Source organism: Actinoalloteichus sp. GBA129-24, assembly GCF_001941645.1.
GTDB classification, from domain to species: Bacteria; Actinomycetota; Actinomycetes; order Mycobacteriales; family Pseudonocardiaceae; genus Actinoalloteichus_A; species Actinoalloteichus_A fjordicus.
The window spans coordinates 3,309,831-3,325,663 of the sequence record NZ_CP016077.1 but is presented as its reverse complement, the minus strand read 5'-3'; the positions used below and the strand labels follow the sequence as shown (position 1 = coordinate 3,325,663).

At 70.9% G+C, this 15,833-nt stretch carries 15 protein-coding genes; 7 read left to right on the top strand and 8 right to left on the bottom strand.

Features of this window, described 5'->3' with window-relative positions; all coding sequences use genetic code 11:
• Nucleotides 1-55: 55 nt before the first annotated feature.
• Nucleotides 56-604 (bottom strand): TetR/AcrR family transcriptional regulator, encoded by a 549-nt coding sequence (locus tag UA75_RS14970; RefSeq protein ID WP_075740778.1) that lies wholly within the window; start codon nucleotides 602-604, stop codon nucleotides 56-58.
• Between the two features lie 15 nt (nucleotides 605-619).
• Between UA75_RS14970 and UA75_RS14965 the strand changes: the two genes are divergently transcribed.
• On the top strand, nucleotides 620-955 hold the full coding sequence (locus tag UA75_RS14965; protein ID WP_075740777.1) for a nuclear transport factor 2 family protein: 336 nt from the start codon (nucleotides 620-622) through the stop codon (nucleotides 953-955).
• Between the two features lie 210 nt (nucleotides 956-1,165).
• Here the strand turns inward: UA75_RS14965 and UA75_RS14960 are convergent, their stop codons facing one another.
• A complete protein-coding gene (locus UA75_RS14960) occupies nucleotides 1,166-3,091 on the bottom strand; it encodes a beta-N-acetylhexosaminidase family protein (protein WP_083683207.1) in 1,926 nt (641 codons plus the stop codon).
• 178 nt (nucleotides 3,092-3,269) lie between these two features.
• Between UA75_RS14960 and UA75_RS14955 the strand changes: the two genes are divergently transcribed.
• The gene (locus UA75_RS14955; protein ID WP_075740776.1) at nucleotides 3,270-3,797 is read left to right on the top strand and encodes a DinB family protein; all 528 of its coding nucleotides are present in this window, start codon (nucleotides 3,270-3,272) and stop codon (nucleotides 3,795-3,797) included.
• A 257-nt stretch (nucleotides 3,798-4,054) separates the two neighbouring features.
• On the opposite strand, the gene UA75_RS14950 is transcribed toward UA75_RS14955, so the two are convergent.
• The 5 genes from UA75_RS14950 to UA75_RS14925 form a co-directional block, all read right to left on the bottom strand.
• Entirely contained in the window at nucleotides 4,055-5,281 is a 1,227-nt protein-coding gene (locus UA75_RS14950) for a hypothetical protein (RefSeq protein WP_075740775.1), read from the bottom strand.
• A gap of 178 nt (nucleotides 5,282-5,459) precedes the next feature.
• Nucleotides 5,460-6,563: a glycoside hydrolase family 43 protein gene (locus tag UA75_RS14945; RefSeq protein WP_075740774.1), complete on the bottom strand. Its 1,104-nt coding sequence runs from the start codon at nucleotides 6,561-6,563 to the stop codon at nucleotides 5,460-5,462.
• Nucleotides 6,564-7,524: 961 nt separating this feature from the next.
• Nucleotides 7,525-8,454, bottom strand: a complete 930-nt coding sequence (locus tag UA75_RS14935) for an AEC family transporter (RefSeq protein WP_075740772.1) — start codon at nucleotides 8,452-8,454, stop codon at nucleotides 7,525-7,527.
• A 504-nt stretch (nucleotides 8,455-8,958) separates the two neighbouring features.
• The gene (locus UA75_RS14930; protein ID WP_075740771.1) at nucleotides 8,959-10,335 is read right to left on the bottom strand and encodes a glutamate decarboxylase; all 1,377 of its coding nucleotides are present in this window, start codon (nucleotides 10,333-10,335) and stop codon (nucleotides 8,959-8,961) included.
• Nucleotides 10,336-10,595: 260 nt separating this feature from the next.
• Complete coding sequence (locus UA75_RS14925; protein WP_318533303.1) at nucleotides 10,596-10,961, bottom strand: group I truncated hemoglobin; 366 nt, start codon at nucleotides 10,959-10,961, stop codon at nucleotides 10,596-10,598.
• Between the two features lie 392 nt (nucleotides 10,962-11,353).
• Between UA75_RS14925 and UA75_RS14920 the strand changes: the two genes are divergently transcribed.
• On the top strand, nucleotides 11,354-12,358 hold the full coding sequence (locus UA75_RS14920) for a small ribosomal subunit Rsm22 family protein (RefSeq protein WP_075740770.1): 1,005 nt from the start codon (nucleotides 11,354-11,356) through the stop codon (nucleotides 12,356-12,358).
• A 127-nt stretch (nucleotides 12,359-12,485) separates the two neighbouring features.
• Here UA75_RS14920 and UA75_RS14915 read toward each other — a convergent pair whose 3' ends face one another.
• Nucleotides 12,486-13,718 (bottom strand): MFS transporter, encoded by a 1,233-nt coding sequence (locus tag UA75_RS14915; RefSeq protein ID WP_083690703.1) that lies wholly within the window; start codon nucleotides 13,716-13,718, stop codon nucleotides 12,486-12,488.
• Between the two features lie 24 nt (nucleotides 13,719-13,742).
• Here UA75_RS14915 and UA75_RS14910 point away from each other — a divergent pair, with 24 nt between their 5' ends.
• Genes UA75_RS14910 through UA75_RS14895 form a run of 4 tightly spaced genes read left to right on the top strand, consistent with a single transcriptional unit; the run spans nucleotide 13,743 to nucleotide 15,776 of the window.
• Nucleotides 13,743-13,970 (top strand): hypothetical protein, encoded by a 228-nt coding sequence (locus tag UA75_RS14910; protein ID WP_157434196.1) that lies wholly within the window; start codon nucleotides 13,743-13,745, stop codon nucleotides 13,968-13,970.
• Complete coding sequence (locus tag UA75_RS14905) at nucleotides 13,967-14,389, top strand: hypothetical protein (RefSeq protein ID WP_075740768.1); 423 nt, start codon at nucleotides 13,967-13,969, stop codon at nucleotides 14,387-14,389. Before UA75_RS14910 ends, UA75_RS14905 begins: the two co-directional genes overlap by 4 nt.
• Entirely contained in the window at nucleotides 14,386-14,655 is a 270-nt protein-coding gene (locus UA75_RS14900) for a hypothetical protein (RefSeq protein ID WP_075740767.1), read from the top strand. The genes UA75_RS14905 and UA75_RS14900 overlap by 4 nt, the downstream gene beginning before the upstream one ends.
• Entirely contained in the window at nucleotides 14,622-15,776 is a 1,155-nt protein-coding gene (locus tag UA75_RS14895; protein ID WP_198044264.1) for a hypothetical protein, read from the top strand. The genes UA75_RS14900 and UA75_RS14895 overlap by 34 nt, the downstream gene beginning before the upstream one ends.
• Nucleotides 15,777-15,833: the final 57 nt, after the last annotated feature.

The window sequence follows — 15,833 nt, the reverse complement described above, 5'->3', positions numbered from 1 at the left end:
CCGCGACGGTTCGCACCGCACTGCCGCCGAACACCGCCGTCAGGAGCCGGGCGGATCACGACGGAGCCCGTGCCGCAGGCAGCAGGCCCCGCACGAGCGTCTCCACCGAGGACCGGAACGAGGTCTCGAAGTCGTGGCCGACCGCGTGCCCGGCGGCCTCGTACTCGGCGAACCCGGCGGCGAGCGCGTTCACCGAGATCCAGATCGCGACCGGGTCCGCCGTGGGCCCGGCCGCCCGACAGGCCTGCTCGACGGCCAGGAACGGATGGGCGATCTCGTCGCCTCGTCCGCAGGCGAGCCGGATCAGGGGCACGACGTTCGGGTGGGCGCGGTAGGCGCGGTAGAGCGCGTCTGCCTGGGCGACGATCGTCTCGTAGGGCGATCGATCCGCCGGGCTGAGGCGGGCCTTGGCCAGCACGGTCTCGGCCAGGCCGTCGACGAGGTCCTGTCTGCCGCCCACGTGGTTGTACAGCGCCATCGGAGTCACGCCCAGCCGCGCGGCGAGACGACGCACGCCCAAGGCCGAGGTGCCCTCCGTGTCGACCAGTACCAGCGCCTCAGCCAGGACTCGCCGTCGAGTGAGCGTCGGTCTATCCGCCTCCATATGTACACTGTATATATGACCGTGCTGCAGGAGCTGCTTGCCGTCGAGCGACGATTGGCCCACGGCAGCGGCGAGGACTACGCCGCCGTCCTCCACGAGGACGCTCTCGTGATCGTCCCCGGTGCCGTGCTCGACAAGGCTCAGTGCATCGACGCGATGAACTCGTCGCCGGGCTGGGACGAGACCTCGTTCACCGACGAACGGCTGGTCGAGACGGAGCACACCGCGACCGTCGTCTACACCTTCGCGGGACGGCGCGGCGCATCGACGTACACCGCCACGCTGGCCAGCACCTACCTGCGACACGGCGACGGCGGGCGACTGCTCGTCCATCAGCAGACGCCCGCGTAGTCGATCAAGGCGGCCGCGGCTTCTGCGGACGATCACCGACCCCTGCACTACGGGGCCGGTTCCGGCGACGGTGGCCGTCGGACAGGCCGCTGCCAGGTCGATGCCGCAGAAGGCGGGGACAGAGCCGCCCGGTGCCGACCGCCACGACGGAACCGGCTCGGACGATCGAGGAGATCGCCCGAGCCGGTGTCGGTCCGCTCGCAGGCAGGCTCAGCCTCGGCCGACGAGCCCCGGTGCGTCGGCGATGAAGACGTCCAGCACGCCGTCGGCGATCTTGATCGGCCCCTGCGGTCGCGTCGTGCCGGGGATCGTCTGGATCGCCGCGGCCTCCCGGGCTAACTCCGCCGCGTGCGCGAAGGCCCGGTCGGCACCGGCCGGATCGTCCTCGGCCCGGTCGATGCCGTCGATCGTGGACTCCAGGGCGCCGCCCCACAGGGTCAACGCGTCCAGCCACGGCCTGGTCTGGGCCGCGAAGGCCGGATCGTCGACGCCTGCCCGGATCTGTTCCGAGGCGGTGGCCAGCAGCCTCGCGCGCTCCCGTAGTCGGTCCAGCGGCTCGCCGTGCGGCTGGTCACGCACCGCGTCGATCTCGGCCTGGAGCGCGGGCGACTGCGGCTGCCACGGCACCTCGCCGAAGGTCGGCGCCAGGTGCGAGGTGTCGAAGAACGCGAGCAGTGCACGTGCGGTGTCCGGGTCACCGTCGGCCAGGTAGTCGGCGGCGGCCCGCCAGGTCGTGTCGGCGTCGTAGTCCCGGCTGTTCCACGCGAACGACGCGCCGCCGAACAGCGCGACCTTGCTCGGCGCGGCCTGGTTCATCGGGTTGAGCACGATGCCGCTGAGTGCCGAGTCCAGTTCGGCGTCTCGCTTGTCGTAGGGGGCGAGCAGCAGCCTGCCTGCGGTCTGCCCGAAGTCGTTCACCGGGTAGTTGTCCCAGAGGTAGACCTTGCGGCCCCAGACCTGCGCGGCCCGCTCCGCGTCCTCGACGGTGATCGAGGACGGCACGACGTCGGTGCCGGTCCACTGAATGACGATCCGCTCGTCGAGCGTCTCGCGCAGCACCGTCTTATAGGGCGAGTCCTCGACGTCGGAGTACTCGGTGGGCACCATCTGCAGCGGGTTGGCGTCGGGCAGGGTGTCGAGATATCCACGCTGAACGGCGTTGAGCAGCTCCGCCTGCGCGCGGCCTGCGGCCGCCTGACCGGGTTCGCCGTAGTGCTCCCGGTCGCCTGCGCAGTTCCACTCGGTGTAGTCGATGTCGTCGAAGGCGACGTAGAAGCTGCGGACGCCGCGCTGATAGAGCGAGTCCAGTTTGTCCGTCAGACTCTGGAGGTCGGCCGGGTCGCTATAGCAGATGGACAGTCCCGGCGAGACGGCGTAGGTGAACTGCACGTGATGGGTGGTCGCCTCGGTGACGAGCTCCTCGAGTTCGTCGAGGTCCTCCGCCGGATACGGCTCGCGCCACCGTTCGCGCAGGTAGAGGTCGTCTTTCGGCGTGTACACGTAGGTGTTCGCCTTGACGTCGCCGTAGAAGGCCAGCTGATCGAGGCGGTCGGCGTGTGACCACGGGGCGCCGTAGAACCCCTCGATGCTCCCGCGCAGGGCCATCACGGGGTGATCGACGACGGACACGGCAGCGAGGGCGCCGTCGCGGGCGAGCTGCCGGAAGGTCTGCGCGGCGTAGTAGACGCCGTCGCCGTCGTTGCCCGCCAGGGCCACCAGGCCGCCTCGGCCGCGGGCCGCCCCCGCCAGCGAATAGCCCTCGGGGACGAGTTCGTCGGGTCGTTCGCCGCCCGCGTCCGCCAACGCGTCGGCGACCACCGGATCGTCGATCGCACCGACCACCACGGTGAGTTCGGCGCGTCCGTCGACTCGGATGTCGTGGGCGCCCGCCTGGCGGAGGGTGCGGCGAACGAGGTCCTCTGTCGACTGGTCGACCTCGGCGCCGAGCACCAGCGCGACCTCGCGCGGCACCCGGACGTCGCGGCCGTTGGGCGTGATCTGCTGCGGGGTCGGAGTCACGATCGGCACTGTGGACACGGGGCCCTCCTCAGCTGCGACCGCCGTCCCCGATGCCGACAGCGCGAGGGCGGACAGCAGCGCGACCAGGGCGGCGGTACGGGACGAGCGTGGAAACACGGGACCTCCTGGGAAGTTGGTCCAGACCAACTACAGATCAGCACAGCCGCTCACGTCGGGTCAAGACCTCCGCTTCCCGACATCCCACGACCGCCCGCGCCCGCCTGCACACCACCGCAGGCAGGCGCGGGCACAAAAGCACTGTGGCTCAGAGTCGCGGGCGTGACACGATCGGCCGATGTCGACATCCCGTGCCGAGCTGCTGCGCTGGCAGTTCGACCTGACCTGGGCACTGACGGAGTTCCACCTGGCGCAGCTGACGCCTGCGGACTTCGGCTGGGAGCCCGGCAGGCCCTGCTGGACGATGCGGCCCGACGCCGACGGCGGTTGGGTGGCGGACTTCGCCGAGGTCGAGCCCGATCCGGTCCCTGTCCCGACGATCGCGTGGCTGACCTGGCATGTCGGGTGGTGGTGGAGTGTGACGATCGATCACGCACAGGGCAGGACGCCCCGCGACCGCACCGAGATCGCCTGGCCCGGCCCCGGTGCCCCGACGATCGACTGGCTGCGCGGGCTGCGTGACGAGTGGGCCGTGGTGTCGGATCGGCTCACCGACGCGGATCTGGACGCGCCCGCGCCGTTCCCGTGGCGGGACAGCCCGGAGCTGACCGTCGCCCACATGCTCGCCTGGGTCAACACCGAGCTGACGAAGAACGTCGCCGAGATCGGCCAGCTCCGACTCCTGCGTGCGGCCTCGGCGGGCTGACCGCCAGGGGCTCCGCAGCCTGGTCGCGGGCCGAGGTGACCACCGAGGCGGGCAGAAACCCTCGCGATGGATGGCACGGACACGGCGTCCGGCCCGCTCGGCCTGTATGAGCCCGCCGAGCGGTGGAGCGCGGCCACGCACCCCTCGAGGTCGCCCGGACTGGTGCGCAGGCGTCAGCCGGTTCCGCGACACCGGGTCGGTCGGGCGCCGAGCCGAGGCTCCGCGCCCGACCAGGCGAGGCTGAGCGGATCACGGCCTCAACACACGTTGTAGCCGCTGTTGACCCGGGTGATGTTGCGGAAGGTGATGTTGCTGCCGTTGCACGGATTCTCCGTGACGGCGGAGTTGGTCACGGTCAGATTCTGGATGGTGATGTTGGAATTCGGGGCGAACTCGGTCCGCGCCGCGAGCCGGATGTCCCCGGGGCCGGTGACGGTGCCGCTCTGGGCGGCGATGGTCACGTTGTGGCAGTTCTCGATCAGGATGGCGTTGTTGCCGGTGTTGGCGATGTCCACCCGGTCGATGACCGCTCCGCCGCTCTCCGAGACACAGAAGATCCCCCGGCCGCCGCCCCGCGCGATGACCTCGCCGACGCGGATGTTGGTGGGGTAGCTGCTGCCGACGCGACCGTTGCGGTTGGCCATGCGGAAGGCCGCGTACCCGGTGCCCGCCCCGGTGCCCTGACCGTCCACTCTGGTCACGGTGGCGTTGATGGTGTCGTTGAGCAGCAGTCCGGACTCGCCGGTGTTGCGGGCCGTCACGGTGCCGATGGTCAGCCCGTCGACGCCGTAGGTCTCGACGCCGTGCGCGCTGGCCCCGGAGACGAAGACGTTGTCGATCCGGATGTTCCTGCTGCGGACGCTGGTGTCCCCTCGGTTGTCGATGCGGATGCCGAGGCCGCCGGACAGCCGCATGTCGATCTGTCCGAGGTGGACGTTGGTGACGTTGCGCATGAAGATGCCGTACAGCGGGGAGCCGGTGACGCTGAGGTTCTGCACCTCGATGTCGGTGGCGCCCCTGGCGTAGACGGGGGCCTGGTCGCCCGAGCCCGATCCGGTGACGTTGATGGTGCCGCAGACGTCGAGCACCGTGTAGCTGGGCAGTGAGATTCGGGTTCCGGCGCTGATCGAGCCGGAACTCCACACGACGACCCGCTCCTTGGTGGTGCGTCCCGAGGAGAGGCTGCCGATCGCCGCCTGCACGGCGGCTCGCATGTCGTTGCCGGTGTAGACGGTCGAGGTGCCCCGGCGGGCGGTCCAGGTGCTGCCGTTCAGGTACGCCTCGGCGTGGAACGTACCGCCGCCGCATTGGGTGGGGATGTTCGCGCCCGTGTCGGCGGGGGCGGCAGCGGGCCGGGCGTCGTCAGCGGTGGCCGAGGCCTGCGGCGGCGCGAGCACCTCGGCCGCGCCGGTGAGGGCCGCCGTCGCGACCATGGCGGCGCCGACCAACAGGCGCAGCCAGCGTGATGCCGTCGGACTGGTCATGGGGTCTCCTTCGCGTGTCGAGCCCGCCGACGGCCCGCGACGGGGCGGTGGGCCGGGCGGGGAACTGTCGTGAAGGACCCGGCAGGCCGGGCATCCGGCCGGGTACCGATCGAATCGAGGCGGCGGCGGGGCGGGTTCGCCGAACCGGCCCGCCCGCAGCGGACCGCCATGTGTGGTGTCACCGGGGGGCCTGCGCGGCGAAGGCCTCGGTCAGCCGGTCGTGCTCGGCCTGGGTGACCGGCAGGACCGTGCCGTGTCGGGGCGAGGCAGGCAGGTCGTAGTCACGCGACATCGTCCATCGGCCCTCGGCGAGGTCGGTCGTCTCGAACGGCACGTAGCCTCGGCCGCCGAACTCGTCGATGAAGAGGTACCACTTGTCCACGGTGTTCGACTTGAACACCGTGGGTCCTTCGCCCCGTTCGATGCCGGGGCCGTCCTCGGTCGGCCGGCCGATGCATTCGGCGACGAGGTCCCATGACGGGTCGAGGAGATCCTCGGCGCGTTCGGCGACGATGTACTTGCCGCAGGGGTTGGACGCGCTCGCGTCGCGTTCGTCCTTGGTGAAGCGGTAGTAGGCGCCCTGGTGTTCGATGAGCGTGGAGTCGATCACCGAGTGGCCAGGGTCCACCCACACCGCAGGCTCGCTGAACTCGACGAAGTCCCGCGTCGTGGCGTACAGCATCCGGTGGTGGCTGTCGCCGACGTGGTCCGGGTCGTCGGCCGCGTAGAGCGTGGAGGCCCAGAAGACGACGTAGACCTCGCGGTCGGCGTCCCAGAACGCCTCGGGTGCCCAGGTGTTGCCCGCCGTCGGCGGCGAGACCGTCGCCATCCGCTGATCGGACCAGGTCACCAGGTCCTCGGACTCCCAGATCATGATCGAGCGGCTGCCGTGTCGCTGCGCGCCGTCCCAGTCGCCGTTGCCGTGGATCCGCAGATCCGTCGCGATCAGGAAGAACCGGTCGCCCTCGGGCGAGCGGATGAGGAAGGGATCACGTACTCCCCGGTCGCCGAGGTCCGAGGTCAGCACGGGCCGCCCGCCGCCCAGCTCGTCGAAGGCCAACGGGTCGTCGCCTCGGCTGGCCGCGAAGTAGACCTGTTCCCCGTCGGCGGTCCCCTCGCCGGTGAAGTACACGAAGACGTAGCCCGCATAGGGCTCGCGGCTCGGGGTGTCGGCGGGGGCGGTCGGGGCGAGCACGCCCGTTCCCGTGGCGAGCACGGCCGCCACCGCGACGGCGGCTCCCCGTCGGGTCGTCGTGCGGGGCGTCGCTGGTGAACCGGACATCGCAGTTCCCTCCCGCCGCCGTGACGTCCAGCTGGGACCGCTCGGTCGGCGTCGTCGTCTACCGGTATCGGTCGCGGTGATGGAGTGGGGTGGTGCCCGCTGCGTCACGCTGCCGGGGCGGCGGGGTGTCGGTGCGTCGGGGGGCCGACCTCGCTGCCGTGATGCCGGCTGAACCGCGGCGGGCACTGCCTCGACGCGGGTCGGTGCTCGTCGCTCCCCGACGGGCATCCGCCCGCCGGACCGGACGCAGGCAGCCTGCACCGGGCGCGCGGCGTTCCGGCGTACCGGGGGCCGTTTCGGGGGTCGCCTCGTTCGAGGCGTCCGGGAACAGCCGAGGCATCATTGCCTCCCAGGTGTTCGAAATGTCGAATTCAGTTCGACGGAAAGCGTTTCCCCAGACGGTAGTGGGAGCGTGAACATCCGTCAACCCTCGGCGACCCTCCTTCACCAGCTAAGCGATGCCGATCGGCTGCCGACCTCGCCGACCCGCGCGAGACGAGCAGTCATTTAACCGTTCGGAATATCGAATCGAATTCGATATGCTGTCGAATCGCCGACGGAGCTGAGGGGTCGGCGGATCGCGGCGGTGTGTCCCGCCGCCGCAGGCATCGAGACCCTGTCTCGGGTCGGCACCAGGCAGCTCGGCACTGAGACGCAGGGTCGCCGCCGAGGCGCGGACCGCAGGCCGACGCCGGGATCGATCCACACCTCGGCCCCGGCTCACGCCCTGGGGAGTCGGCATGATCGTGATCTGCTCAAGATGCACGTGCGCGGGCCGCGAGGCCGGGAAGTCGGCCGACCGGACCGATCCGTCGGCGCAGGCCGCGACGCCTCGCGCCGCCCCGTGCCCGGCAGGCGGCGCCTGACCGCAGCGGAACTCGCGGGTCGGCGACGGCCCGATCAGCCGAGGAGCCGCGTCGCCGCCCCGGACTGCCTGCCGCGCCACGCCGGCGCCCGGAGGTCAGGCGAGCAGCGCGACCACCAGGAACAGCACCGGCAGGCTCAGGATCGTGGTGGTCAGCGCGGACTCCCGTGCCAGCGCGACGCCCTGATCGAAGCGCACGGCATACCCGAACACGTTCTGCGCCGAGGGCAGCGCTGCGCACACCACGACGGCCAGCAGCGCGTGGCCTTCCAGGCCCAACAGCAGCCCGAGGAGCAGCGCGAGCAGCGGATGAACGAGGTTCTTGATCACCACGACGGCCACGAGCGACGGAACGATCTCCTTCGACCGGCCGGGCAGGGCCGCTCCGCGCAGGGAGATGCCGAACGCCAGCAGCATCCCCGGCACGGCGAGGTTCGCCAGCAACTCGATCGGCGCCATCACCGGTTCCGGCGGGATGAAGCCGGTCGCCGAGACAATCAGGCCTGCGGCGGTGGCGACCGCGATCGGGTTTCGCAGCGGGGCGGTCACCGTGCGCAGCAGGGCCGGGCGAGTGCCGTTGGCCCGCTCCGAGAGGATGTCGAGGACCGTGGTGAAGACCGGAGTGAGCACGCCGAGCTGGAACAGCAGGATCGGCGCCATCTCGGCCGCGTCGCCGAGGGCGTAGGCGGCGATCGGCAGGCCGAGATTACCTGCGTTGACGTAACCGGCGGCCATGGAACCGATGGCGGTCTCGCCGCCCGGCCGCCGACGCAGCATGCCGACCGGCACGTAGAGCAGGCAGGCCAGGGAGCTGGTCACGCCGGTGACGAGCAGGGCAGAGGAGAGCACGGCGCCGACGTCGGCGCGGGCGAGGGTGACGAACAGCAGAGCGGGCGTCGCGACGAAGAACGACGTTCGGGAGAGCACCTGCGTGGCCGACGGGCCGAGTACGCCGGTCCGCCCCACCAGATAGCCCACCAGGATGACGGCTCCGATGACGAAGAAGCCTTCGATCACGCCGTTCATGCGACAGTCACGTCATGCCACCGTAGGCCTGTGACGGCCGTCTACCTGAGCCGGGTGTCCCCCAGCCGAGCTGTCCGGTTACTCCGAGTACGAATCGCCCGGTACGCCGAGCAGGCTGCGCTCCCATTGCCTGTCCGTCCCGGCTCCGCGTCGGGCCACGGAGCGTTCCGCGCCGCGTAGTGGCATGGGCCGTCATGCCGAGGCGCGCCCGACGCCGGGTGATGCGGAGGCGGGCCTCCCCGGCAGACGGCATCGCTCGTCCCGGTCGGCCCCCGAAGATCCGGCCGGCACCGGGTCACGTCAAGGCCGCGGCGGGCCTCGGCAGGCGCCGAATCGGTCAGCCTCCGCCGAGGACGGTCCGTGCAGATTTGGCCGTCGCGCCTCGGCGGCGGACAGACAAGAGCGAGAGGACAGCCGGGCCGAACGGCAGACACCGGCCCGTTCGGTCGTCCGAGTCCCCGCCGCCTCTCAGCCGTCCGCCATCGCCGCCGACCGGCCGCAGGCTCAGTGGTGGAAGGCGGTCTCCGTGGCATGCCCGCAACCGGGCGAGGAGTCGAGATCGGCGAGTACTCGACGCAGTTCCTCGACGAACAGGTCGCCGAGGTCCTGGGTGAAGCCGTTGCGGCAGACGATCCGCAGGACCGCCAGGTCCTCCCGATCGGCCGGGAAGGTGTAGGCGGGGACCTGCCAGCCGCGTTCTCGCAGCCGACGCGAGACATCGAAGACGGTGAAGCCTGCGGCGCGCTCATTCGTGGTGAAGGCGAACACCGGCAGTTCGTCGCCCCTGGTGAGCAGCCGGAAAGGCCCGAGCTCCGCGATCTGGTCCGCCAGTCGAGTGGCCACGTCCCTGGCGGCCTGTTGCACCGCGCGGAAGCCCTCCCTGCCCAGCCGGGCGAAGGTGTAGTACTGCGCCACCACCTCGGCGCCGGGCCGGGAGAAATTGAGCGCGAAGGTCGGCATCTCTCCGCCGAGATAGTTGACCTTGAACACCAGTTCGGCAGGCAGCCGGTCCCGATGCCGCCACAACACCCAGCCCACACCGGGATAGACCAGCCCGTACTTGTGGCCGGAGGTGTTGATCGACGCCACTCTCGGCAGGCGGAAGTCCCAGGTCAGTCCGGGATCGAGGAACGGGGCGATCATGGCGCCGGAGGCGCCGTCCACGTGCACCGGGATGTCGAGACCGGTGCGCCGCTGAAGTCCGTCGAGCGCGGCGGTGATCTCGGCGACGGGCTCGTAACTGCCGTCGAAGGTGGAGCCCAGGATCGCGACGACGCCGATGGTGTTCTCGTCGCACCGCGCGACGGCCTCGTCGGCGCTGAGGTGGAACCGGTCCCCCGCCATCGGCACGAGCCGGGGCTCCACCTCCCAGTACTGGCAGAACTTCTCCCAACAAATCTGCACGTTCGCGCCCATCACGAGGTTGGGCCTGCCCGGTCCGCGCCACCGACGCTTGAACGCCATGCCCGCGAGCATGCAGGCCTCGGAGGAGCCGGTGGTCGAGCAGCCGATGACATCGGCGGGTTCGGGCGCGTGCCACAGGTCGGCGAGGATGTTCACGCAGCGACGCTCCAGCTCGGCGGTCTGCGGATACTCGTCCTTGTCGATCATGTTCTTGGCCACGCAGTCGTTCATCAGCTCGCGGGCCTGCGGCTCCATCCAGGTGGTCACGAAGGTCGCGAGATTGAGTCGGGCACTGCCGTCGAGTTCCAACTCGTCGCGCACGAGCTGAAGCGCGGCGTCGGGTGGGACGGGCCCCGCCCCCAGCCGCTGATGGGGCAGCGTGATCTCCGAGCCCGGCGCGGGGTCGGCCAGGCCGTAGAACGGATTGCCTGCTCCCTGGGGGGTCGGCCCCTGGCGGCGGCCCGAATGCAGCACCATCCGCCGAGCGTAAGCCCGCCGTGCGCGCCCCGCCGGGCACCGTGACCGGCGCAGACGACGGCCGAGACGCGGACGTCAAGGTCGCGCCGACCCGGCACGCGCGGCCTGCGGCTGAGGCCGACGACTCGAGTGTCTGCGGCTCAGGCACGGGACGCCGAAGGCCCGACATGGTGTCGGCAGACCTCGGCGGTCCGAGACGGCCGACCGCCGGGGCCGCAGGCGCCACCGGGCCCGCCGCGGCACCGCAGATTCGTTCGCCGTCAGGCCGCCGAGCTCACGATGTCGCTCGACAACGGCGCTATCGCGGCGATGATCCGCCCGATGGTCGCCGCGGGCACGCCTGCGTCGGCCAGTGAGTCGGCGAGATGTCCCGCGACGCGGTCGAAATGCGCCTGCTCGATCCCACGACCGCGATGCACGGACTTCATCGACGCCCCCGTGTAGGGCCCCGGGCCGCCGAGCGCGGCGGCGAAGAACTCCACCTGACGGCCCTTGAGCCGGGCCAGCCGCACACCGGTGAAGAAGGGGGCGAGCTGGGGATCGGCCAGCACACGCACGTAGAAGTCGTCGACGACGGTGATCAGTGCCTCGTGACCGCCGATCTCTTCGTAGATGGTCGTCATCATCCGTCCCTTCCACCAGGAAAGACAGCACCAGGTGATCAGGCAACCACGTTCCGATTACGGCGAGGTCAACGGTCGGTCACCGCGACAGATGCACGACCGCACACCCGGCCGCCGTCCGATGTGAGACCTACGCCATACGGACCCGCCCTGCATGCACCGACGCCCGTCACACGGACGGTCGTGGACCTGCGACACACACTCGAGGCGCTACGGTCCGATCCGCCCCGCAGGCCGAGCAGCACAAGAAGGCCGCGAAACGCCGGGCCGCGTCGGCCTGCCACCGCCGGTCGCCCACGCCAGGGGTGATCCGAGGGTGCGCCTGCTCTCCCGCTCGACCACAACGCGGGGCCGGCGCCGAGGAGGCCCCGGCTCGCTCGGCAGAATGGTCTCCCATGTCGGCACTCCCCCACGATCTGATGTCCGCGCTCGACGGTGCGCTGACACGCTTCCCCCGCCAGACCCTGGCGCGGTCGGTAGACCGACTCATCCAGCATTACCGGGAGGGCGCCCCGCCCGCACAGCCGATCCTGAACTCCGATGTGGACGTCGCCGCGTACGCCTGCTACCGGATGCCCGCCACCTATGCGGCAGTTCGCTCGGTGTTCGACCAGGTCATCACGGTCGCCCCCGGATTCAGGCCGCGTACTCAGATCGACGTCGGCGGCGGCACGGGAGCCGACGTGTGGGCTGCGGCCGACGCCTGGTCCTCGCTCACCGACATCACCGTCCTGGAGCAGTCCGCCCCGGCGGTCGCCCTCGGCCGACGCCTCGTCGAGGCCGCCTCGGCCGCGCCGGTCCGTCAGTCCTCGTGGACGCGCGCCGCCATCGACACCACCGCCGACTCGCCGGCCGCCGACCTCGTCACCCTGTCCTACGTGCTGGGTGAACTGCCGGAACGTCGCAGAGCCGAGACCGTGCGCTGGCTGTCCCGCAGCACCGGCATGCTGGTGATCATCGAACCCGGCACGCCCGCAGGCTACGAACGGATCGTCGCCGCGCGGGACCTGCTGCGTGACCTCGGCCTACGGCTGGTGGCGCCCTGCCCCCACGAAGACGTCTGCCCCATCCCCCGAGGCCGGGACTGGTGCCACTTCTCGACACGGCTCCCGCGCAGCGCCACCCACCGCTATCTCAAGGACGGCGCCCTGAGCTTCGAAGACGAGAAGTTCTCCTACGTGGTCGCCTCACCGCACGACTGGCGACGCGCCGCAGGCCGAGTCCTGCGTCATCCGCAGAAGCCGAAGGGGCAGGTGGCGCTCCGACTCTGCTCGGACGACGGAAAGATCGCCGATGTCACGGTCTCCAGGCGACAGGGCACCCGTTATCGGGCCGCCCGTGACGTCCGCTGGGGCGGCGAGTGGCCGCCCGCCGACGACGATCTGATCGACATCGACTGACGCCGGGCCCGCGCCGAGCCGTGCGGGCCGACCCCGCATCGGGTGGAGAACACCCGCGCAGCAAGTCGGGACCGTGCGCACTTCGCGCCGACTACCGGCAACGGCAGGCGTGCCGAGGACCGAGGACTCAGCCCCGCGTCCGAGGAGCACCGGCCGGGGCGAGCACCCGACTGCGACTCGCGCGGGCGACCACGACGGACAGCAGAGCCACGGCCAGGCCGGTCAGGCTCAACGCGACCCCGACCCACGCCGTGGACGCGTAGCCCCACCCGGCCGTGATGGCCAGGCCGCCGAGCCACGCCCCGGCGGCGTTGGCGATGTTGAGCGCCGAGTGGTTCGACGCCGAGGCCAGCGACGGCGCGTCCGGCGAGGCGTCCATCAGATGCACCTGAAGCGCACCGGCCAGCACCTGCGACGTGAACCCGATCAGGAACACCGAGACGACGGCGAGCACCGGCAGGGTTGCCGTCAGCCCGAACAGCGCCAGCACCGACGACGACGCGATCAGCGAGCCGATCACCGATCCCAGCACCGACCGGTCCACGAACCGCCCGCCGATGAGGGCCCCCACGGTCTGCCCTAGACCGAACACCGCCAGCATCCACGGCACCGCAGCCTCGGGAAGGCCGGTGACCTCGGTGGTGGTCGGCGAGATGTAGGAGTACACGGCGAACATGCCACCGAAGCCGATCATCCCGGTGACCAGCGCGAACCACACCTGAAGCCTGCCGAAGGCCCGCAGCTCGCCGACGATGCTCGCCCCATGCGTCGCCGCGATCCTCGGCACGTACCGGTGCACCGCCAGCGCGGTGACCACCGCGATCACCGCCACCGCCCAGTAGGCGCTGCGCCAGCCGACCTGCTGCCCCACCGCCGTCGCGACCGGGACCCCCGCAAGATTGGCGATGGTCAGTCCGATCATGATCCTGGCGACCGCGCGACCCCGCCGACCAGGCGGGACGAGCGCGGCCGCCACCACGGCGGCGACCCCGAAGAACGCCCCGTGCGGCAGCCCGGCGACGAACCGGGCGGCCACGAGCAGCGAGGCGCTCGGTGCCACGGCGGACAGCACGTTGCCCACGGCGAGCGCGACCATCAGCCCCATCAACAGGCCCTTACGCGGCAGTCGGGCGGCCAGACTCACGATCAGCGGCGCACCCACCACGACACCGAGTGCGTAGAAGGTGATGGCATTGCCGGTCGCCGGGATCGAGACGCCGAAGGACTCCGCCATCTGCGGCAACAGGCCCATCGTCGCGAACTCGGTGACCGAATTGCGAGCCCATTCCGTCTTGACGTCTAAGACGGCCCCCGGCAGCGCGGCAAACGCTGGCCGAGGGCCTCGACCCACTCCTACCATCTCGATCCACGAGAGGAGCAGGCCGTGCCTGCCAGTATGTCAAGGCTTCCGCTGATCGGCTTCCACAACCCAGATGGCACGCAGCGCCACCCTGCGCTCCGCGCCGAGCTGACCGTGGCCGCCGCCGAGTGCCTCACCAACGCGGGCGAGGTCGGCATGGGAACCGCGCCCAGCGCCGGTTGGCTCGCCGCCGCCCAGGTGTACGCCACCCTCGCGCAGGCTGCTGCGACCGTCGAGGCGGGTGCCCGATGAGCGCCCCGACCCCCGTTCGGCGTCTGCTGGACGCCGCGACCTCCGCCGCCGCACGCCAGATCGAGCACCACCAGTCCGGGACCGACGACACCCGTCGGGCGATGTCCGACCGGATCACCGCCCGCGCACTCCTCAGCGCCGGACGGACCCTGGCCGGTCAGGCCGAGACCCATGTGGACGCCGACCGCCTCGACGCGGTGCTCGCGGCAGCTGAGCGCGGCGACCACCGGAGCGTCGAGCTGCTCGCCGACGCGCTCGTCCTCGATGCCCAGCTGCGGATGGCCACGGACATGGCAGCGCGGAACGCCGCCTGGCAGGCGGCGCAGCGGGCGCGCGACCAGCGGCTCATCGCGGATCGGGCCGCCGAGGACACGAAGCTCCCCCGCCGGTTCCTCGCCCGGATCGGGGTGCGGCGATGACCCCCGACGAGCACCGCGCCGCCGCGGCGCAGCACCTGGCCGCCGCGCAGGTCGACGACGGCAGGCTGTCTCTCTCGTGGGCGCGAGACGCCACAGCCAACCTCGCCGCCGCGCAAGTTCACGCCACGCTCGCCCAGGGTGCCGAGCAGGCCGATCTCCTGCGGGGGCTCCAATCCCTCGCGCAGGAAGCCCACGAGGCGGAGCAGGAGCGGGCCTCCGCTCCCCGCCGAGGATGGCTCGACCGGCTGACCGGCGGGGGCCGGTGATGGGCCTCTTCCGCCGTCGCAGGCGCGAGTCGAAGCGCCGATCGCTGCGCCAGTGGGCATCCGACCAAGGCGCGCTGACCGTAGCGATCCTCCTGTCCGGGGGGTCGTCCGCCGTCGACCTCGCCGCGCAGATTTCCTACTACCTGAGCCTCCCACTCGAATTCCGCATCCCCGTTGTCGACCTCATGATCGACCTTGCCTACCCGATCGCCGCTGTAGTCGTCGGGGTCGGCTGGGTGTTCGGCGTGTTCGCCGCATGGTGTTCTCGCCGAGGTCTTCCTAGCGGGAAGCACATCGCCCGCATGTGGCTGTTCTCCGGGATCGCAGCCGTCATCAACACGGTGCACGGTGCCGACCTGTCCAACGACCTCATGACCGGACTCGTCCTCGGCGGCGTATCCCTGCTTGCCCCGATCACGTGGCACTCCTACGTCACTCTCGCTCGGGAGCAGCGGGCGGGATTCGACCTCGCCGACCTTCGCGAGAAGGCCATGCAGCGGATCATGCACCCCGTCATCTACTACCGGGCTGCGCGCCTGCGGACCCTGGACCCGTCATGGGGTTCGGAGCGAGCCTGGGAGATGGCGTCCGTCGCTGCCCGCCTCGACGCCGAGGCCGACTACCAGGAAGACCTGGACACGCCACGAGGGTCGGACCGGAAGCAGGATAAGGAAACCCGTTCGCCCGGGAAGCCCCGCGTCGACCGGGAGAACCCGGAGCCCCGTCCCGCCGAAACCGTCCCGGTCGCAGTTCGCCCAGAGGTTCGACCCGACCCGTCCCCTCGGCTAGGCGTGTCCGACTTCGCCGCAGTCCTCGGGCTGTCGCTGTCCGACCGGGACGAGGCCGTGGACCGGTCAGCCCGTCCCGACCGTCCGACCGAGCCGACCTCGGCTGTCCCGCCCCGTCCGACTCCGTCCCCTGTACGTATCGCAGCGGCCCGGCAGTCCCTCGACGAGCTGATCGAGCAGCTGGAGCAGCACGCCAACGGTGTTGTCCCGGACGGACAGCGGATCACTGAGGACTGGGTGCAGGACACCCTGCGGGAGATGCGCGGAAGCGGCGTGAAGGCGGAGCGTGCCCGCAAGGTCCGCGACGAACTGAACGCCCGGAGGGCAGCATGAAGCGCGACGGCATGGACCTGATCTACCTGCTCGGCATGTTCGCCCCGCTAGTCATCC